The organism is Staphylococcus sp. MI 10-1553, from assembly GCF_010365305.1.
Lineage (GTDB): Bacteria > Bacillota > Bacilli > Staphylococcales > Staphylococcaceae > Staphylococcus.
In genome coordinates this window covers 1,108,537-1,127,744 of record NZ_CP048279.1, presented here as the reverse complement: position 1 = coordinate 1,127,744, position 19,208 = coordinate 1,108,537, and the positions used below count along the sequence as shown (strand labels likewise).

General features: G+C 32.5%; 24 protein-coding genes. 5 read left to right on the top strand and 19 right to left on the bottom strand.

The features are described from left to right. The first annotated feature begins 4 nt into the window (after positions 1–4). The 3 genes from GZH82_RS04985 to GZH82_RS04975 all read left to right on the top strand — a co-directional run bounded on the left by GZH82_RS04985 (position 5) and on the right by GZH82_RS04975 (position 2,469). Entirely contained in the window at positions 5–292 is a 288-nt protein-coding gene (locus GZH82_RS04985; RefSeq protein WP_014613485.1) for a YtxH domain-containing protein, read from the top strand. Between the two features lie 216 nt (positions 293–508). Continuing rightward, on the top strand, positions 509–1,855 hold the full coding sequence (locus GZH82_RS04980) for a YihY/virulence factor BrkB family protein (protein ID WP_162681570.1): 1,347 nt from the start codon (positions 509–511) through the stop codon (positions 1,853–1,855). A 32-nt stretch (positions 1,856–1,887) separates the two neighbouring features. Then, positions 1,888–2,469: a beta-class carbonic anhydrase gene (locus GZH82_RS04975; protein ID WP_162681569.1), complete on the top strand. Its 582-nt coding sequence runs from the start codon at positions 1,888–1,890 to the stop codon at positions 2,467–2,469. Between the two features lie 54 nt (positions 2,470–2,523). On the opposite strand, the gene vraR is transcribed toward GZH82_RS04975, so the two are convergent. From vraR to map, 5 genes are all read right to left on the bottom strand, one after another. Then, positions 2,524–3,153 (bottom strand): response regulator transcription factor VraR, encoded by a 630-nt coding sequence (gene vraR / locus GZH82_RS04970; protein ID WP_014613482.1) that lies wholly within the window; start codon positions 3,151–3,153, stop codon positions 2,524–2,526. Further along, a complete protein-coding gene (vraS, locus tag GZH82_RS04965; RefSeq protein WP_162681568.1) occupies positions 3,143–4,186 on the bottom strand; it encodes a sensor histidine kinase VraS in 1,044 nt (347 codons plus the stop codon). The genes vraR and vraS overlap by 11 nt, the downstream gene beginning before the upstream one ends. After that, on the bottom strand, positions 4,183–4,884 hold the full coding sequence (gene vraT / locus GZH82_RS04960) for a cell wall-active antibiotics response protein VraT (protein WP_162681567.1): 702 nt from the start codon (positions 4,882–4,884) through the stop codon (positions 4,183–4,185). The genes vraS and vraT overlap by 4 nt, the downstream gene beginning before the upstream one ends. A gap of 12 nt (positions 4,885–4,896) precedes the next feature. Beyond that, on the bottom strand, positions 4,897–5,286 hold the full coding sequence (locus tag GZH82_RS04955; RefSeq protein WP_162681566.1) for a hypothetical protein: 390 nt from the start codon (positions 5,284–5,286) through the stop codon (positions 4,897–4,899). Between the two features lie 97 nt (positions 5,287–5,383). After that, a complete protein-coding gene (map, locus tag GZH82_RS04950) occupies positions 5,384–6,145 on the bottom strand; it encodes a type I methionyl aminopeptidase (protein WP_162681565.1) in 762 nt (253 codons plus the stop codon). A 97-nt stretch (positions 6,146–6,242) separates the two neighbouring features. Between map and GZH82_RS04945 the strand changes: the two genes are divergently transcribed. Beyond that, complete coding sequence (locus GZH82_RS04945; RefSeq protein WP_162681564.1) at positions 6,243–7,241, top strand: FUSC family protein; 999 nt, start codon at positions 6,243–6,245, stop codon at positions 7,239–7,241. Positions 7,242–7,889: 648 nt separating this feature from the next. Beyond that, positions 7,890–7,994 carry an ATP-binding protein gene (locus GZH82_RS14510; RefSeq protein ID WP_343236285.1) on the top strand — a complete coding sequence of 35 codons (105 nt, stop codon included), beginning with the start codon at positions 7,890–7,892 and terminating at the stop codon, positions 7,992–7,994. Positions 7,995–8,111: 117 nt separating this feature from the next. On the opposite strand, the gene GZH82_RS04940 is transcribed toward GZH82_RS14510, so the two are convergent. The 14 genes from GZH82_RS04940 to GZH82_RS14220 form a co-directional block, all read right to left on the bottom strand. Further along, positions 8,112–8,282 (bottom strand): chorismate mutase, encoded by a 171-nt coding sequence (locus GZH82_RS04940; protein ID WP_162681563.1) that lies wholly within the window; start codon positions 8,280–8,282, stop codon positions 8,112–8,114. Then, complete coding sequence (locus tag GZH82_RS04935; protein ID WP_238989654.1) at positions 8,266–9,096, bottom strand: pyridoxal phosphate-dependent aminotransferase; 831 nt, start codon at positions 9,094–9,096, stop codon at positions 8,266–8,268. The genes GZH82_RS04940 and GZH82_RS04935 overlap by 17 nt, the downstream gene beginning before the upstream one ends. Before the next feature lie 58 nt (positions 9,097–9,154). After that, the gene (locus GZH82_RS04930; protein ID WP_162681562.1) at positions 9,155–9,406 is read right to left on the bottom strand and encodes a hypothetical protein; all 252 of its coding nucleotides are present in this window, start codon (positions 9,404–9,406) and stop codon (positions 9,155–9,157) included. After that, positions 9,399–10,538 carry an MFS transporter gene (locus tag GZH82_RS04925; protein WP_162681561.1) on the bottom strand — a complete coding sequence of 380 codons (1,140 nt, stop codon included), beginning with the start codon at positions 10,536–10,538 and terminating at the stop codon, positions 9,399–9,401. Before GZH82_RS04925 ends, GZH82_RS04930 begins: the two co-directional genes overlap by 8 nt. Before the next feature lie 12 nt (positions 10,539–10,550). Beyond that, the gene (locus GZH82_RS04920; RefSeq protein WP_162681560.1) at positions 10,551–11,939 is read right to left on the bottom strand and encodes an ATP-grasp domain-containing protein; all 1,389 of its coding nucleotides are present in this window, start codon (positions 11,937–11,939) and stop codon (positions 10,551–10,553) included. Continuing rightward, entirely contained in the window at positions 11,932–12,684 is a 753-nt protein-coding gene (locus GZH82_RS04915; RefSeq protein ID WP_162681559.1) for an SDR family NAD(P)-dependent oxidoreductase, read from the bottom strand. Before GZH82_RS04915 ends, GZH82_RS04920 begins: the two co-directional genes overlap by 8 nt. Before the next feature lies 1 nt (position 12,685). Further along, on the bottom strand, positions 12,686–12,988 hold the full coding sequence (locus tag GZH82_RS04910; protein WP_162681558.1) for a cupin domain-containing protein: 303 nt from the start codon (positions 12,986–12,988) through the stop codon (positions 12,686–12,688). A gap of 15 nt (positions 12,989–13,003) precedes the next feature. After that, positions 13,004–13,747, bottom strand: coding sequence for an ATP-binding protein (locus GZH82_RS04905; RefSeq protein ID WP_162680791.1), 744 nt, complete (start codon positions 13,745–13,747; stop codon positions 13,004–13,006). Then, positions 13,737–15,272, bottom strand: coding sequence for an IS21 family transposase (gene istA, locus GZH82_RS04900; protein WP_162680792.1), 1,536 nt, complete (start codon positions 15,270–15,272; stop codon positions 13,737–13,739). The genes GZH82_RS04905 and istA overlap by 11 nt, the downstream gene beginning before the upstream one ends. 173 nt (positions 15,273–15,445) lie before the next feature. After that, positions 15,446–15,949 carry a prephenate dehydratase domain-containing protein gene (locus tag GZH82_RS04895; RefSeq protein ID WP_162681557.1) on the bottom strand — a complete coding sequence of 168 codons (504 nt, stop codon included), beginning with the start codon at positions 15,947–15,949 and terminating at the stop codon, positions 15,446–15,448. After that, positions 15,946–16,644: an SDR family oxidoreductase gene (locus tag GZH82_RS04890; RefSeq protein ID WP_238989692.1), complete on the bottom strand. Its 699-nt coding sequence runs from the start codon at positions 16,642–16,644 to the stop codon at positions 15,946–15,948. Before GZH82_RS04890 ends, GZH82_RS04895 begins: the two co-directional genes overlap by 4 nt. Before the next feature lie 553 nt (positions 16,645–17,197). Next, positions 17,198–17,527, bottom strand: coding sequence for a YxeA family protein (locus tag GZH82_RS04885; protein ID WP_162681556.1), 330 nt, complete (start codon positions 17,525–17,527; stop codon positions 17,198–17,200). A gap of 3 nt (positions 17,528–17,530) precedes the next feature. Then, on the bottom strand, positions 17,531–18,469 hold the full coding sequence (locus tag GZH82_RS14225) for a DUF1430 domain-containing protein (RefSeq protein WP_238989653.1): 939 nt from the start codon (positions 18,467–18,469) through the stop codon (positions 17,531–17,533). A 75-nt stretch (positions 18,470–18,544) separates the two neighbouring features. Continuing rightward, positions 18,545–19,204, bottom strand: coding sequence for a hypothetical protein (locus tag GZH82_RS14220; RefSeq protein ID WP_238989652.1), 660 nt, complete (start codon positions 19,202–19,204; stop codon positions 18,545–18,547). Positions 19,205–19,208 lie beyond the last annotated feature (4 nt).

The window sequence follows — 19,208 nt, the reverse complement described above, 5'->3', positions numbered from 1 at the left end:
CATTATGCAAAACAAATTATTACCTGGAATCTTAATTGGGGCTACAGTTGGCGGTGCGATTGCGTTAATCGACAAAAACACACGCCGTTCTGTGAAAACTTCAGTGAACAACATTAAAACGGGTCAACGTTCAAGCCAACCTTCTAAGTTCACTCAAGTGAAAGATGAAGTATTATACTGGAAAAATACGTTTGACGAAATTCGTCGTAATAATCCAGAATTAGAACGTTCTTTACGCAATGCAAAAGATACGTTTATGGAACGCAAAAACAACAAACAAATTGGTCTTTAATCTAAACATTGTTAGATTAATCGTTGGATGACAATGACATCTTTAGTACGAGCACCTGATATGACTCACATTGATACGTTAACATTTCAATGCATTGACTTTATATGTCGTTCATATGTTTGATGTCGTCTGTCATACCCTGGGGCAATTTCAATGCACATTTTATGATGCCTTGTAGATTGCCCCCTTTTAATTTTTAAGATAAGGAGTTTAGCTATGTCTAAAAACGAACAACAGTCAGAAGGCTTCATTGATAAAATCAAAAATACAATTTCTAATGACGATAATGATCAAAATCAAAAAGAAGAAGCGCCCTCTCCTGATCGAAAAGGAGATGCTACAGGTGAAACGGACAAAAAACACAAATTCGTAAAGCCTCAACCGTTTCAATCTAAAGAAGCGCCAAAAGAAAATCAAACATTTTTCGTTTCAAGAATTAACAAACCAGCCAAATATACGGATCGTCCGAGCTTTTTTAGCTATTTAATTTATCGTATCGGAAAAGATGATGCATCTGGATTAGCCGCACAACTCGCTTATTATTTTATGTTGTCGCTATTCCCAATGTTGATTTTCATCTTATCACTCGTACCGCTCTTTAACATTGATCGCGATACGATTACAGCACAAATTTCAAACAATGCACCTGCAGAAACGGCTTCCATCATTACGGGTATTATTGATGATGTCATGGGTAATGCAAGTGGTGGTCTACTCTCAGTCGGGTTGATCTTAGCATTGTGGACAGCATCTAATGGGATGACTGCGATGATGAACGCTTTTAACGTCGCTTATGATGTAGAAGATAGTCGTAACTTTGTCGTATCGAAATTGTTAGCTATTTTCTTCACATTATTAATTGGTATGACATTACCACTCACACTCGTCTTATTTACGTTTGGTGAGCAAATCGGTAACTTATTATTCGGACCATTAGGCCTTGACGAGCAAGTCCGTTGGGTCTTTAGCCTGTTACGTACTGCCCTTCCTGTATTAGCTGTACTTATTGTCTTTACAATTATTTATACACTAGCACCAAATGTGAAAATTAGATTTAAATCTGTTATTCCTGGTTCCCTGTTCTCAACGATTGTATGGATTGTAGGTTCATTGGCATTTGGTTTTTACGTATCAAACTTTGCCAACTACTCTAAAACATATGGCAGTATCGGAGGCGTTATCGTCTTAATGTTATGGTTGTACATCACTGGCTTTATTTTAATTATTGGTGCTGAAATCAACGCTATTGTTCATCAACGTAAAGTCATTAAAGGAAAAACACCTGAAGAAGAAACATATGATGAACTTGAAGCTCAAGATGAAGAAGCGTTAGCCGAAGCGCATAATAACTATGGTGAAAAAGAAGACAAACAAGTGGATGATCGTAAAGAAACGAACGACACGCACCATATCGATAAAGCACAAGACACGGATTCTAAGTCAATACATGAACAACATGAAGCTACAACGTCAACAAACCGTGCACCACAATACAAAGAACCAGAAGAAGTCGAACGCACGAATACAGGTCGTTCAAAGCATATTAAAACAACAAAAGATTAATCAACGCTGTACAAATCTTGGGAGGAAGTCTAATGACATTACTAGAACACATTTTAGAATACAACGAAGAATTTGTGGCGAATAAAGCGTACGAAGCTTATACAACAAGTAAAACACCTTCAAAAAAAGCGGTATTACTCACTTGTATGGATACACGTTTGCAAGATTTATCAACTAAAGCACTCGGTTTCAATAATGGAGATTTAAAAGTCGTTAAAAATGCAGGGGCTACGATTAGCCATCCATTCGGTTCAACAATGAGAAGTTTACTCGTAGGCATCTATGCTTTAGGTGCAGAAGAAATTATTATAATGGGACATAAAGATTGCGGCATGGGGAATATTAATGTCGAGGAAGTGATGACAACGATGCAAGAGCGCGGTGTCGACCAACAAGTGATCGATATTCTTAATTACTCTGGCATCGATGTTTCCAACTTTTTAAAAGGCTTTGACGATGTTTATGATAACGTGAAGCACAACATTGAAATGATTTATGAACATCCGCTATTTGATAATAAAGTGCCTGTTCATGGACTTGTCATTGACCCGCATACCGGTGAATTAGACCTTGTGCACAACGGTTACGAACGCGCTGAAACATATCAAAATTAAATAATATAGACCAGGAGCTGGGACGTCATATCCTAGCTCCTTTGTTTATTTGTCCTACTCAATCAAGCCGTGTTGGAAAGCATAAATGACCGCTTGCGTACGATCCTGCACCTCAAGCTTACTTAAAATATTACTCACATGCGTCTTCACCGTCTTAATCGTAATATGTGACGCACTTGCAATCTCTTGGTTCGAATAGCCTTTTGAAATCAATAATAAAATTTCCATCTCACGCTCAGTCAACAACTCATATAACTCCGCGCGTTGCTTCATTCGATTGCGCATTTTCACTAATACTTCCGCTTCAAATACAGACTCACCACGACTCGTTTTACGTACTGCTTCCGCAATATCATTTGCACTTGTCGTTTTTAAAATATAACTATCTACACCGGCATCTAATGCACGATACACTTCTTTATCTTCAATATAACTTGTCAGCATCACGACTTTAATATGTGGCAAATCTTTCTTAATTTGCATTGTCGCTTCAACGCCGTCCATATCAGTCATCACTAAATCCATTAAAATTAAGTCAGGCTTGAGTTCGTGGGCTTTTGCGATCGCTTCTTTACCTGAGGCGCCTTCCCCCACAACTTCGATATCGGGTTGTGTTGATAAATAACTTGAAATCCCTATACGTACCATTTCATGATCATCAACAAATAATACTTTAATTGTCATGCTGTTCCTCCTTTTCAAGTGGTGCTTTCACTTCTATTCTCGTCCCTGCATCAGGTAATGAGACGATATGAAACGTGGCACCAATCTCTATTGCACGTTCGCGCATATTTTTTAATCCGTAACTTTGTTCTAACTTATCATCGACATCAAATCCAATGCCGTCATCTTGTATACGCAACAATAAATAATCATTGCGGTTAAGTAATTCTACCGTTACTTGCGTCCCCTCAGCGTGTCGTAACGTATTGGAAATCGCTTCTTGGGTAATTCTAAAGAGGTGATCCTCAATTCCTTTAGGCACTTCAAACTCATCAATTTCTTGAACAACTTTAATGGGCACTTTGCGTTGTAGATCCGTCACGAGCGACTTAATCCCCTCACCTAACGATTTGTCCTTCAATCCTATAGGTCTCAAATGAAGTAACAGTGCGCGCATTTCAAGTTGTGAGTCTTGAACCATTTTTTCTAACGTTGGAATTTGTTGATCTAACGGTGATGCTAAATCCGTTTCCTTGATTGCAGACAACATCATACTTGCCGCGAAAAGTTGTTGCGACACACTATCATGCAATTCTCGTGCTAAACGCTGTCGTTCATCTTCAATAATCTTTTTCACCTTTAAATCATTTAAGTTATACGTTTCATTCGTTAAATTTTGTGTTTTAATCCGCATTTTATGCAATTCTTGATTCAATGGGACGAGTGCTTGATACAATTCAATCGTTTCATTGTACAGCTCAAGTTGTTGGTCATTGATTCCTACTGTTTCGCCTTCAAAAGCACGAACGATTTGCTGCTTGACCCAATCATTTTGTTGATTGATTTTATAAGCTAACACACTGCCCACAATAATACATAAAAAAATGACGACTAAATTCAAAAAGATAAAAACAGGAATTCCTAAAATTTGTGTATAAAACATGCCTTGAAAGAAAATAATATTTGTAAACACTTTATCAATAAAGAAAAACGCTGTGAGCATACTATATACAAGAATTAGCATCGAACCTATCGCTCGGACGTAGTGATTCATCGATAAACCACCTCAACATCACCTATAAATGTTGAGACGAAGATGTTGACGGTATAGTTTTCTGGTTTATACCGTGATTGCATCAAAATGTTATTATTTTCAACTTTAAAACGCTGTTGATCTAAAGTGACATTGCCGTAAAATGCAGCCACATTCAAATTCACATTATAATTGAGTGGTACCACGACTTGCACTTTTCCTACAACATGACGAATGACGACATGGTTTTGCATTTTTAAATTCGCCGCTTTGGTCATGTCCACAACAACATCACCAATCCCATGTTGAATTTGCAAATCTTCCCATTTATAAACATAGACTGGTGTTTTTTGTTCGCCAAACCATTTTTGTTTTATGAATGAAGGTGTTTGCGTAGTGTCTTCTGTTGATAATATTTCAAGTGGTCGTCTTTTGTAAATCACATAGCGCACCGCAACGATAATCATAAATAAGAACAGTATGACGAGTGTGTATTTATTTGATAATAATGTAAATAAAATCATTAATGCGCCAATCCAAAAGAATAGTAATCCACGCACTTTATGAAAGTAAATATAACCGACATACATTAAAATACTGCCTAATAATAATACGAAGAGGAACCCAATTTTCTCAAAAAAGATATAGTAAAGGTTCGCAATAATCATCAGTGCAGTAAAAATAATGAGTAATTCGGTCGAAATATATTTTTGTGTCATATTTCCACCTTTCTAGTATGCATACATTAAAGATTGAACAAAATCACATTCCTTTTTCATCAAACCTTTATCTTCTCTTAACTTGAGGAAGTAATTTTCCAATTGCGCATACTCTTTTTCAATGTCATTCAAATCACTTTTAATCGAATTGATGTCTCCACCCTCAATCACTTTCGCACTTGAGAGATGATATTCATTCATTAAGTCGATATATTTATTTTCCAATTCAATCGTTCTTCTGTCAATCATCATCCGCATTTGACATTTTTTGCGTTCGATATAAGCCATAGCACAGTCAATGTTTTGAATTTTTATATCTAATCGATTCAAGTATTGATGAAACAGTTGTTGATAAACATCATGAAAAAACCTTTCGAAATAGCTTTTTAATAGTTGTAACATTTTAGAATCACCTCTAACGTTACCCCTATTATAAAATGGTTCTATAACCTTGATAATAGGCTACAGAACCATTTCCCATTAAGACTTAAGTCCGAAACTATTCATCGCGGTCGATTTTTGTTGTTAGTACAGGACCGTCTTTTGTCACAATGACAGTATGTTCAATTTGAGCGACATAACTTTTATCTTTCGTTTCAAACGCCCACTCATTTTTACCTTCAGTCACATATGTCGCATTAGAAGAAATGAACGGCTCAACGGCAAGTACCATCCCTTCTTTTAATAACATTTTTTCATGTGGATCGAAATAATTTAAAATGTGTGCAGGGGCTTCGTGTAAAGATTGACCTACACCATGACCTGTTAAGTTTTTAATAACAGTCAGATCATTTTTACGCGCGACAGCATGAACTGCTTTACCAATTTGACTGATTTTAGATCCAGGCTTAATTTTTTTCATTGCGGCTTCAAAAGCTTCTTCTGCAACGTCACATACTTTTTGCTTCATCGGCTCACTCGTTTCACCTACAACGAAAGAAATGCCTGTATCCGCGTAATAACCGTTTTTCAATGCTGATACATCAATATTCACCAAGTCACCTTCACGAATGACACGTTGACTTGGAATCCCGTGTGCGACTTCTTCATTAACACTAATACATGTCTGTCCAGGGAAATTTTCATCATGAATCGGGGCAGAAATAGCACCCGCTTGTTCAAACATATCTTTAGCGATTTGGTCGAGTTCCTTCGTTGTCACGCCTGGCTTAGTCGCTTCACGCATTGTATCACGAACCTCAGCACAAATCGCGCCTATTTCTTTTAATGCCTGTAATTCTTCGTCTGTTTTTACTATCATTGTTATCCCGTTCCTTCTAAAAGTTTATACAGTCCTTATTATAACAAAAAAATTTTGATATACTAATAATGAAGTATGGAACAGGAGATTTTGAATTATGAAGGAAAAATGGTACAAAAATTTAGTAGGTGCCCGTACGATTAAAACCGGTTTAGCTACATTTTTAACTGCATTATTTTGCTTATCACTGAATCTTAACCCCATTTTTGCTATATTATCAGCAGTAGTGACAATAGAACCTACAGTTAAAGCTTCCATTCGAAAAGGTTACAAACGACTTCCAGCAACAGTCATTGGTGCATTTATCGCTGTCGTCTGTACTTACTTTTTAGGTGATGACTCAGCGCTCACTTATGGTTTAACTGCAACTTTGACAATCTTACTTTGTATTCGCTTGAACTTACACGTCGGGATAACGGTTGCGACACTTACCGCTTTAGCAATGATTCCAGATATACACGAAGATTATTATTTTAACTTTTTTTCACGCTTATTAACAGCCTTCATAGGATTAGGTACAGCCGGACTGGTGAACTTTATCATTTTGCCACCGAAATACTACGATCAAATCGATGTCCTTATCGAAAAATCAGAACGTGAAATTTATCATTTATTTGATACGCGTATGAAAGAACTTGTCATCGGATTATTTCACTCTAAAAAAAGTGATCAAGCGGTACAAAAGTTACATGTATTGAACTCACGTATTGAAGAATTACTGGGATATCAAAAAGATGAATTAAATTATCATAAAAGTCGCAGTCAATCCGATGAATGGTTGCGTTTAAGACGTTTGACGAATCGTGCGCATGAAAATCGACTGATGATTACACATTTGTCGAATATTATTTATTTACCAAATGATGCGATGATGATTTTTACAGACGAAGAGAAAATAGCGATGATTTCGATATCACAGCGGATGGACCAAATTTTTAATTGCGGCACGTTTAAACCGGAGAAAAAAGCAGCTTCGACATTGAAGAATTCGGTTAAAGGTTTGAATGAGTTTGATGACAACCAAGTTAAAAGTCATACCATTTATGAGATTTTGTTGATTTATCGTATTTTACTGTTGCGTTATAAAGTGAAGTAACAGCGTTGATATAAAAAATTTATATGATCTTACGTTTCATATTTCTGCAATTGCTCTCATAACAATTTTGATTTTCATGATTACCATTATGACTTCGCTCTCCGAGGCGCTGAAGCTTCAACTAGATTTGCCTAAGTTTGATAAATTAAAGTGAAGGCAAATTGGATTTTCGGGAGCAGTACAGAAATCTCATGTGTAACAAAGATTTCGTAGTACTGCCCCCGCAAGGCTGACTAGACTTCTCAAAAGCACGAGCATTGAGAAGTCAGGCAGCTACTGCGTTAAACAGTAGTCTCTGTTAATAATCAGAAACCACATTTAAGCCTTTGATTTATCCCTCAGGAGTCTCAGCCATTAGGCAACATGCCATCAAATACACCAAATGAAAGCTAGTTCTGATATAAGATTCATCAAAATATTTCACTAAATTAAATCAATATTATTTTAATCTATGTATAAAAAACTGGGATAGCGTCATGTCCCAGTCTCTTAATACGATTTGTCAAGGGCATGTTAATTAAAATTGACATCACTGAACTATACCGTTCAATTTTCTTTTTTTGAATAAGGTGTTATGATGTATTTGATGATATGATTTCATTAGTGTGGTGCTTTTTGATAATCATATCATTTATCATTGACTATTAAATTGATAGACTCATTCATCATTCAAAAATATTTAAAATAACAGGGGATTCATACCGACTTAAAGATTATAAAAGCGCAAAAAGTTTAAACATACATCATTCTTAAACCGCTAAAAAACGACATTTTCAAACCGCCATAAAACATCATATTCAAACCGCTATTAACATTTGAATAAGACTTTATAGATATCTTTAATAAAATCATCATCTAAGTTATTAATATTTAAAAGCTTTTCAATAATAGCATCTTCCCTAAATCTACCTTCCACTTTAATATTATTATCTTTTTTTCTATTCCAATCATCTTGGATATATTCATTCTTTCATTCAGCAAATGAATTATACCCTCATCTATTTCATTTATTTTCTCTCTCATATTAGCTAATCTCATCATATTTTTCTCCATTTACTAATCTAGTGATAATTTCATCTATTTCGTGTAAATTAAAATTTAGTGATAATCTTATAAAATTAATATATTTTTCACCATACAGTATACCTGGTAATATAATTAAATTCTCATTTTCCATCTTTTCCTTAAAAAATTCCCAAGAATTAATATTTTTTAATTTTATCCATAGAAACATTCCACTATCAGGTACACTACATTCCCAATTTGTTAGTGTTTGTATTTTCTTACAAAGTAACTTAGCTTTCTTATGGTATAAACTAACTTTTACTCTTTTTTGATTAGATAAGATCATTTGATTGAGAGTTATAATCATTGGTGTGAATATCCCAGATTCCATTATATTGTTTAAAAAATTAATTTTTTCTATATTTCTTTGTGAGCATATTATTGCTGCTATTCGCCATCCAGGAATAGTAAAATTCTTTGAAAATGAATAAATTTCATACATATAATCATTGCTTACATTATTTAAAGAACTAAACATACTGCTAGATGTATCTGTATAGACATAGTCACTATATGTAAAGTCATTTATTATTTTTAAGTTATATATTTTTGATAAATTATGAACTCTTTCCCAAAAATCTGTATTAGCTATTGTACCTGTTGGATTATTAGGATAGTTAAAAATAATGACGTTTATTCCTTTAGATCTCACCATTTCTTCAATATCAGATACATTAGGTAGTCTATTATTGGCATCTAATTTATATATATTTTGAGTGAAATTTAATATAGCTCTCTGATAATCAGGATATGCTGGATCTATAAGTAAAACTTTAGATCTGTCGTCCAATAAAACATTACATATTAAGTAAAATGCTTTTTTAGCTCCACTAACTATTGTTATATCTTTAGGTAGTTATATTTATATTATATAAGCTATTATACCTTTTCATTAAAGATTCTCTTAATATATTCTCATCACTTGCTTGAGGATATATATGTGATTTAGGATTGTCTATTAATCTTTTAAGCAACTGCAATGCTTCTTTTTCAATATTAATATGTGGATTACCCTGTCCTAAATTTATTAATTTTTTTTCTCCATCATAAGAAGTTGAAGATATCTCATAAAAATAGTCAGAAAATGTTAAATTATTCATTTATAATCTTCTCTCTATATATAATGATTGAATTTACTAAATAAAATAACACTAATATTACAACCATTATACTTACTATTTTAGTCGTAAATATATTTATCAGAATAGAACCCATTGAAATAGAAATCCCTATTATAGATTCCGAAACAGAAAATATTCTACCTTGATAAATACTTTCCGCATTTTCTTGAACATTTACCTTTGCAATTACTTCACCATACTCCATACTAGCGAAAAATATTATAGCCGTTAAAAACCCAACCAAAAAATTTGGACTTAATATAAAAAATAATAACGATCCAATACTAAATAGTGAAAATAATATGATACCTTTTTTAGAATTAAACCCAATTTTAGAGACAATTATAGATCCAAATAAACCACCAATTCCAATAGCTATAGTTATTAGAAAAGTTCCTATATCTTCATCTAATTTACTACCAATAATGGGAAACCAACTATATATAATCCCCCACATTAATGCCATTAAAAACATAGTATATATAGCATTAAATATATATTTATTATTTACAATATGGCTAAACCCCTTAAATAATTCCCTAGAAGTTATCGACTCAATTCTATTTTTTGTTTTTGGTATTTTAATATTGTATAGAAAAAAAGCTGAAATTAAAAATGTTATTACATTAAGCAAAATTGATAACTTTATGTTACCAATATAGACAAATAATACACCTAATAATGCTCCAACAGTTATAAATACACATGTATAGCGTGCAAATAATATATTAACTATTTTAATATCCTCACCTAGTAGAGACATGGTCGCAAGTCTACTTGGATTAAAAAATATACCCGCAAAATACGATAGAAACAGTATGGATATAAATAGAATAGGATTTTCACCTAATGGTATTACCAATAGTATAGAAAATAATATAGCTCTGATTATGTCTGTTATAACCATAATTTTTATTTTATCCATCCTATCAATAAAATGACCAACGAATGGCTGAATAATTAGGGGAAGACTCCTGGCAATAACCACACCAGAAGTCATCCATTTATTTTCATAGTAAGTTGACATAATGAGTAATGCTGGAAGTATACAATAATCACCCATAAAAGACAAAGATTGTCCCCAAAGCATATTCCTTGAATTATATTTCATTTAATCACCTACTCATTTAAAATTAATATTCTTTCTAATATTATTAATAGTCTGTACTAATGAATTACTATTTGCACTCTCTAATTCATAAAAAGCAACACTATTAAATGCAGTAAAATCTTCATATTTAAGAATTGTCTTTTTAGGTATCTCATCATATTTATTAACTTTCACATCTTGATTGATATATTGACTTGTATCTTCTAAGCCTTCAAATATAATATCTGTATTTACATTTTCACCATCTTTTAGGTAAATATGAAAATCAGAAATAAATTTTTTTGGTTTTTTGGCTATTATATTTTCTAGATATTGATCACTTACATTTGAAGTAAGTACATCTATTAGTAGTTTTGGATAATTAATATCAAGAACTTTAGATGTATTAGGAATTATATTCCAACCACCATAACGAGCAGCTGTTTCAATCAAACCAACTTCTAAATTAGGAAGCAGTTTCATTTCTGTATGAGTAGCACAGTTTTCCAAATCTAAGCTTTCATTTGCATATTTTGCAGCTTCAATAATTAATTTTTGCTTATCTGCGCTTAATACACTTGTGCTAATATGTGAAGTTTCAGTAAATCCTATCTGAGGTGATTTATCTGTTATAGCTATGGGATAGTATTGACCATCTTTCATTATTCCTTCTATACTTACATAGTCCCCATACCCTTCCACACCATACCATTCGCTAGAATTTCCTACTAAATACTCTTCAGCTATGAATATACATGATGGCTTAACCGATTTTGGAACAGTAAGAGTATCTACAAACTTTTTTAATTCATTAAATTTTTGCTCTAACTCGCTACTATCCTTGAACAAAGTTACACCCAAAGAGCTGGCTAAGTATGTTGGTTTCAATATAAAGGGGAATCCTAATTCTTTTGAGGCAATAATTAAGTCATTAAGATCATCTACTTTTTTGCAATTAACCGTCCTAGCTTTCGAATTATTAAAACATTGCCTCATCAAAAATTTATCCCTTGCATTTTTCGCGCCTTTTGACCCCGCACCTTTTAAATCCAACTTTTTACTAGCCACAGCTACTGGCTCAACAAATAGTTCATTATTTGTTGTAATTGCTTGTATATTGAACATTTTAGACAACTCAATTAATTTATTCACTACTTCTTCTAAGCTAAAATTATGTTCATCCATAGCCCAATATACATCATTTGTTTTTGTAAATGATGAGATATTTTCAAAATACGATTCTTCCTGAATAACAGCTATAGAGTACTTGTTAATTAAATCAAAATGGTCTTTAGTGATCGCAAATGGTCTTGGAATGTAAGATACAATATTGTAATTCTGCGCGATATTTTCATAAAAATAATGAGGTGGACATCCTCCTAAATCAGCTAATACTAATATATTTTTTCGATTTTTAAACAATAGAATAACCTCCATCTATGACTAAGTCTGTACCCGTAATATATCTTGACATTTCATCATCTGATAAAAATATTATTGAATTTGCTACATCACTAGGTTCTCCTATAACACCAAGCGGTATTGCCTTCAACTTTTCCTTTATGACTTCACTATAATTTCCTTGTTTCTTAAATGACTCTACATTTAACGGCGTTAATATTAGTCCCGGGCTAACACCATTTATTCTAATACCGTACTTAGCATATTCTAATGCAGCAGATTTAGTTAATTGTAAAACTGCACCTTTAGTTGTATTGTATAGTGGTATGTGTGGCCATGCTATCCTTCCCGCCACTGAACAAACATTAACTATGTTACCCATTTTTTGATTCATCATTATTTTTATTACTAATTTTGTCATATAAATCATACTATACACATTGACTTTCATTGCTCTGTCAAATTTCTCATAGGTACTCTCATGTATACTTTCATCTATCTCTATTCCAACATTATTAACCAATACATCAATTTGACGTTCATTCTTAAAAATATAATCTACTGCTTTTTTACATTGATTTTCGTTCGTTAAGTCTGTATTTATAAACTTTATATTATGGTATTCTTTTTCAAGAGTTTTACCTTTATCTTCATTTATGTCTAATATATACACCTTTGCTCCATTTTCTTTATACTTTATCGAGGTAGCTAGACCAATTCCTGAACATCCACCGGTAACTATTACAACTTTGTCATGAAAATTCATACTATTTATCCTTCTCAATTCGATTATATCTTGGAGGCATAAAAATATTAATTGATTTTGAATTAGTATTTTCATTATTTACAGCACTATGCGTTTCCCTAGATTCGCAGAAATATACCTGCCCAAACTTCATATGACATTTTTCATTTTCTATAAACATGTCATATTCACCACCAATACACACTCCTATTTGCTTATTCTTATGTTTGTGTTCAGGCTGCATACGACGCGCTAATAGAACCATAAAAACGCGATTTACGGGACCATGTAAATCGCGTTTTTCAGTACCACATAAATCGGCCATTTGGTACCAGTACTACTATTTAATTTTTCTCAATGATTCACCCTCTAAAAATATTTTATATGACTTTGATACAGCTCTATCTAAAATCGCATCTGCGATGGCTCCACCGCCTAATTTCTTATGCCATTCTACAGAAGTCATTTGCGAACAAAGTATTAATGACTTTTCGCGGCTTCTTATTTCAAACACTTCCATTAAATACTTTTGTTCTTGTTCAGTTGTATTAGTTAATAAGAAATCATCAATTACTAAAATATCAGCTCTTCCAAGTTTCTTTAATAATCTATCCAACGTATTATTATATTCAGCTTGTTGTAATTTACTTAGTAAATCAGTCATTCTAAAAAATAACCCTGTATGTCCATTGTCAATTGCGTGGTTGATTAATGCGCAGGCTAGATAGCTTTTGCCAGTGCCGGTGGCGCCCTGAATAATGACATTATTATTGTAAAGAATATAGTCATTAGTAGATAGCTGTTCAATCGTTTCAGGTTTCAATTTTCTTTTGGATGAATAGATTAAATTCTCTAATCTTGCATTAATCACAGATAAATTCGCAGCTTTTCTATATCTCTCTTTTTTATTCCTTAATCTAGTATCTGATTCTTCTATTATTATTTTTTCTAATATATCTAAAGTGGATAGGTTTTGATTACTTTGATTAGTATAGATATCACTTAAATGATCTGCCATAACAGACATTTTCATTTCTCTTAATAATCTTGTTAGGTTACTTAATCTTTCTTTATTATTTATCATAGTAATTAGCTCCTCTTAAAAATGATTGTTCAGGAGCATTACCGCTGTTAGAATTTAATTGGAAAGCTCCACTTGATAATATATTTTTTATTAAGTTAAATCCAGGATTCATTGATTTCTCTAAGGAGATTAGGCAGGCATTATCCAGAGTGCGATCTGTATATTTGTCTGCCAATTTTAATAAGGAATGAACTCTTTTATAGTGACGCTGCTCAGGACCTTCCTCGAACATTTTCTCCACAACAATTCTTGTATTAGGTCCGATTCTAGATGCCCATTTTAAATATCTCTTACTGTTCCACTCACCATGTGTGCTACTATTAGTAGGAAAGTGGTCGTTAATAGAAGTATAGCCACCAGGATGTTTATATAGAGTTGAATGTTCGCATAATAATGTTTCATTTTTATATATCTTAATAGTATTTTTTGAAATTTTAAGTTGAACAGTATCGCCAATATATTGATGAGGAACAGAATAGTTATGCTTCTTATATGTTATATGTGAGTTAGCAAAAACTTTAGCTGTTTTATACTCACAGAATTCATATTTACAGGCTGGTAAACTCTGAAGTGCACTGCGTTCATGTTCTTCGAACAAGGAAAATCTAGATCCTTTTTTCTTTTGAAAAGGTTTCTTATTGAATTTCTCTAATTCTGCTAGCAGGAGATTGTTATATTGTTCTATACTGAAACATTGATAGTTTCTCATCTTGGCAATGATATAAGTTGTTAATTGCTTAACAGTATTTTCTACTGTAGCTTTATCTTTTGGTTTACGAACGCGTGTTGGCATTATGATTGTTCTAAAGTGAGTGGCTAAATCCTCATAACTACGGTTAAGTATGATACCTGTTTTTGAGTTTTTAATCACTCCTGTTTTTAAGTTATCTGATACAAGTAAAGTAGGAACACCTCTAAAATAATTAAACATTTCCACATGTGCATTTATCCAATTTTCTTGTTTCATATCGGTACAACCATAGGCGAATGCATATCCACTGAAAGGTAAGACAGCAACGAACAAATACCCATAAATAACTTCACCTGTTGTAGGATCAATCCAACGGATTTTAGAACCAGCCCAATCAACTTCAACTCTTTCTCCAGCTTTATGACGAATTATTTCTGAAAAAGATTGTTTTGATAAGTATTCATTAAAGTACTTTCTGAACTGAGTTAATTGATAGTAAGCCCTATTATTTAAACGACAAGCATGCACATACTCCTCCCAAAGTAATTTCATAGTAACACCAGGTTGGGATAATGATTTTGAAAGCTCTTTATAGTCAGGCATCGTAAAATCATTATCTTTAAATTTCATTTTTGATTGATTTTTTCTAACATCAAACATATCTGATATTCTTCCTATGTCCCAATTTCTTAATATCTGATACGATAATTGATTTTCCTTAGCAATATCAATTGTTCGTTTTACCAAAGTCCTACCTGAACCCACGCTTTCACAAATCTTCCTTTGACTAAATGACAACTCATGTAGTCTAATAATTTCTAAATAATTAGGCATAAAATCCCTCCAAAAAAAATTTGTACAAAGTGTACAAGTATTTTTATATCATTAAAAAGTAGTAATAAGCGTAAAAAAATAAACTCCAGTAAGGAGTTTATTCAGGTGGTATCAAATTAGCGTTTTTAATGCGACTGGAAAATGCGATTTGGGTGGTCTCATTTACTGCGTTTTTATGGTACTGTTAGAGCGTTGTTTTCACAGGCATAGTTCCTCAAATTATATCTATTCAATGCTTCTTCATTTGTTATACAATAATCATAAGTTTTATTTGCTACTAATTTAGCAGCTTCACTTGTTGAATTTGCTAGTACTAATTGGCCATTGTAATGAACATTGTAATAGTCTAGTAAAGGTACGGGGGCAGTATGTGTAACTATTTTACTTATATCGTCATTCTTATTAGATAGTCTAGTAGCAATTCCATAAACAGGAGTTTTTTCAATAAAAGTTTTAATTACTCTAAGTTTCGGATTCATATAAAAATTATTTATATTTGGATAAGCATGTGGAACTAATAATTTGTCACATTTGTTATCTAATAACGCATCAGACGCCTCTTCAAAGGTGTCAAATAAGATAATCTCCTTCACTTTTTGTAACTTATTAGCTACATAATACGAACTACTTCCCATAGGGCCTAAAGTTGCAATTATATATTTTTCATTCTCTTTCATAGTGAATTATTATAACTTCCATCAAAATTAATATTTTGACCGGTAATATATTTACTCTCTATTAAAAAAACTGCTAACTTGGCTAATTCCTCTGTCTTCCCTATCTGTTTTAAAGGAATTTTATTTTTTATAATATTAATTGTTTCATCTTCAGTTAAATTATTTATACGTGAATGATGCTCGATATACATACCAAATCTTTCTGTTTTCACAAATCCAGGATGTATATTATTAATTACCACATTATATTCTGCTAATTCTACAACTAAATTTTTTGTAGCATTAACGATAGCCGAGTTAACCATACTATTTATAAACATATTTGAATCAGGATGTTTCCAATTTGTTCCTATAATATTAACTACACTTCCGCTACCCCAAAAAGAGTCCTTTAGCAATAAGACCATATGAATATATGGATATAATTTAGATTCTATTGCGCTTATCAAGTGTTTCTTTTCAAAATCTTCAATTCTATTACTTTGTGATCCCGGCAAGCAATTTACAAGTGATTTAATTTGAATATTATTACTGATTAAAAAGTCTTTTATCTTAAACCCACTATCAATTTCACTCATATCATAATTAAGTAACAAAATATTGCTATCTTCGCAAAATGTATTACATGTTATGGATTTAGAATTCCTAGAAACAATTATTACATTCTCACCTTTATTTAATAGTTCTTTAGCAATAGATTTTCCAATCCCTTTACTTCCTCCTATTATAAGATGCCAATAGCTATGTGTTTTTTTAATCTAGAAACTACCATAAATGATTTCCTATAATCGGATTACCAAACGCTATTACGGTAATAAAAAAACAATAGTAACTTTTAGAAAAAAATAACTTCATTTTCATAATTTCACCCCTTTATAAAATTTCTTTGAATATATAAAATTATTATCATATAGTTATATGCACATATGCGCATTTTTTGAAATTTTAGTTATAATATACATAAATAAAGTTGTTAAAAGAAGAAATAATGCTATATAAAAAATGAAATTTAGAAGTAAACATTTAATATTTTTATAGAATATTTACGCGAAGGTATTTGTAATCCATCTACTCTATAGATTTGAAAAAGGAGAGTTAAAAATTTTTAAAGATATCCAATTAATATATTCTTTTATTTTTTGATTCTATAGAACCTCACTTAAGATATCGTTTTTCTAAATCATTGAGTTTCTTTTTGTCTATTAACTCTACGTTTCCCTTTTTGAATCGTCACATTTTTCAATTCAATCATTCTGTCACTTTCACCTCTTTAGGCCATTTTGAAAGGTCATGAATATATTCGATTTCAAAGACGTATTTACCTTTGTGAATCACTTTTACATGATCAGACTGGGCATCATATCCACCGAAATTCAAACGATATTTGAGTGGTTCGCCCGATTCATCATATGCTTGAATATCCACATATGTTTGTGTTCCCAATGGCACTACTGCATAAGAGGTCTCTTTTTTAAGAAAGGGATTAAAATAATCGACATAGGGAATACGTGCAAAAGCTAAAAATAACCCCACTGCCACTACAATAATAGCAAACGCAACTAAAATAAGTTTCTTCACTACCTACACCTCCCTAATTAATACATTAAATTGTTTTTCTAAATAATGGATGTAAGTCCATTGAATGACGAATTGAAACAGCAAAATCACGCCAAATATCCATAGCACATTGCTATTTTGTGTCTTTTCAAATAAGAACGCGCCAATAAGAGCAGTAAATAAACCACTTAATATGATATAGTTGCGATAGTTTTGCCAACGTCTGAAGCCAAACATTTTTCGCATGAGCAACCATTGACGGTGCTGTTCAAAGTAATGCAATACATCTAATAACGTGACGATACACAAGACTGCCATAGCGATTGCGCTAGAAAAGCTATACACCATCCATTTCGTTTGTGCTTCTCGATACATTTTCATAACGCTGTCTTTATAATTGGTTACACCTTGCACGTCATCCTTCAAATTAAAGCGGTCGATATTACGGACAATATTTTCATAATTTTTAAAAATCAATTCACCTTGTGATAATGTGGAATAATAAAAATCATCCGTTAAGTCTTTGGCATTTAACATTAAAATCGCAGGGGATTTCAAATAGACTGTAGATAATCCAGTGCGCACATCGAAGGCATAAATTTCGTAAGGATTTTTCAACTGCGTCACTTGCACCTTTGTCTTTGATTCTGGATTTGGAAGTTGATAGTTCACCCAATCCTGAAAATCTGCACGTATGGCTGAGGCTTCATTTTTAGCTTGAGAAGGTAAATACAACTCTATTTGTCCAGGTCGGTCTTCTAAATTCGGTAAATCTCGTAATTGAGACTTAAAAAAATCAACAAAGTTTTGATTGACAAACAGCACATTTCCTTCGTCTGGCGTATAATTTGTTTGACTTGGTTCATACAATACATTTTGATTCATCAATAATGCTTGTTCATGTTGCTCACTGTATATAAACATTTGATGATATCGTTTCGCAAATTCCATCTCTTCGTTCATACTACGCCGTATGGGTTTCAACTCAATTGTGTAATAATCATCTAGTTTACCCCACCATGCTTCTGTTTCTTGAATTTATTCTAACTTTTTCATTTGATTAACGTTTGGCAAAATGAGAAACGTGAGCATAAATAGCATACTCAATTTTGTTGCATAATTGATAAAGTGCAGTAATCGATACGGCTTAAGCCCTTTAATCATTAAAAGGACATTCATATTGATAAGTAAGAAATAAGATAGTAATGAACTGATAGATAAAATCATCCACAATAGAACATCCACTACGATGAGACGACTTACAAAATACTCGAGTTGCCCATCCAATCCTAACCATTTCAACAATCCTATCGAAATGAGTCCAATACCTACCGCTAATAAGAACCATCTTAACAAAATACTCTTAATATTCAGAAAAAATAAGTTGTAAAAGCGATATCCATGCATACGCATCGTCGCGTATGTTTTAAAATTCTGGCTCCCATCATGTAAATAGTATAATGCGTAAATGATTAATAACGTAACAAAAGGAAGTAACACGCCTCGATTAATGAGCACATCCCCATAGATTATCCATGATTGTACAGGTCCAATCCTCAACTTAAGACCGACACTTTCTAAAGCTGTTTTCAATTGTTCCTTATTAGCAATATCATCTAATATGAAATAATCACCACGTACATCTCGCTGCATCAATTCATCATGCGTTAAATGGTGATAACTATATTTGGTGTCCATCGGT

Coding starts and splice junctions, on each gene's coding strand:
- GZH82_RS04985 (WP_014613485.1), top strand. CDS start 5: ATGCAAAACAAATTATTACCTGGAATCTTAATTGGGGCTACAGTTGGC.
- GZH82_RS04980 (WP_162681570.1), top strand. CDS start 509: ATGTCTAAAAACGAACAACAGTCAGAAGGCTTCATTGATAAAATCAAA.
- GZH82_RS04975 (WP_162681569.1), top strand. CDS start 1,888: ATGACATTACTAGAACACATTTTAGAATACAACGAAGAATTTGTGGCG.
- vraR (WP_014613482.1), bottom strand. CDS start 3,153: ATGACAATTAAAGTATTATTTGTTGATGATCATGAAATGGTACGTATA.
- vraS (WP_162681568.1), bottom strand. CDS start 4,186: ATGAATCACTACGTCCGAGCGATAGGTTCGATGCTAATTCTTGTATAT.
- vraT (WP_162681567.1), bottom strand. CDS start 4,884: ATGACACAAAAATATATTTCGACCGAATTACTCATTATTTTTACTGCA.
- GZH82_RS04955 (WP_162681566.1), bottom strand. CDS start 5,286: ATGTTACAACTATTAAAAAGCTATTTCGAAAGGTTTTTTCATGATGTT.
- map (WP_162681565.1), bottom strand. CDS start 6,145: ATGATAGTAAAAACAGACGAAGAATTACAGGCATTAAAAGAAATAGGC.
- GZH82_RS04945 (WP_162681564.1), top strand. CDS start 6,243: ATGAAGGAAAAATGGTACAAAAATTTAGTAGGTGCCCGTACGATTAAA.
- GZH82_RS04940 (WP_162681563.1), bottom strand. CDS start 8,282: ATGATGAGATTAGCTAATATGAGAGAGAAAATAAATGAAATAGATGAG.
- GZH82_RS04930 (WP_162681562.1), bottom strand. CDS start 9,406: ATGAATAATTTAACATTTTCTGACTATTTTTATGAGATATCTTCAACT.
- GZH82_RS04925 (WP_162681561.1), bottom strand. CDS start 10,538: ATGAAATATAATTCAAGGAATATGCTTTGGGGACAATCTTTGTCTTTT.
- GZH82_RS04915 (WP_162681559.1), bottom strand. CDS start 12,684: ATGAATTTTCATGACAAAGTTGTAATAGTTACCGGTGGATGTTCAGGA.
- GZH82_RS04910 (WP_162681558.1), bottom strand. CDS start 12,988: ATGGCCGATTTATGTGGTACTGAAAAACGCGATTTACATGGTCCCGTA.
- GZH82_RS04905 (WP_162680791.1), bottom strand. CDS start 13,747: ATGATAAATAATAAAGAAAGATTAAGTAACCTAACAAGATTATTAAGA.
- istA (WP_162680792.1), bottom strand. CDS start 15,272: ATGCCTAATTATTTAGAAATTATTAGACTACATGAGTTGTCATTTAGT.
- GZH82_RS04895 (WP_162681557.1), bottom strand. CDS start 15,949: ATGAAAGAGAATGAAAAATATATAATTGCAACTTTAGGCCCTATGGGA.
- GZH82_RS14225 (WP_238989653.1), bottom strand. CDS start 18,469: ATGAACGAAGAGATGGAATTTGCGAAACGATATCATCAAATGTTTATA.
- GZH82_RS14220 (WP_238989652.1), bottom strand. CDS start 19,204: ATGGACACCAAATATAGTTATCACCATTTAACGCATGATGAATTGATG.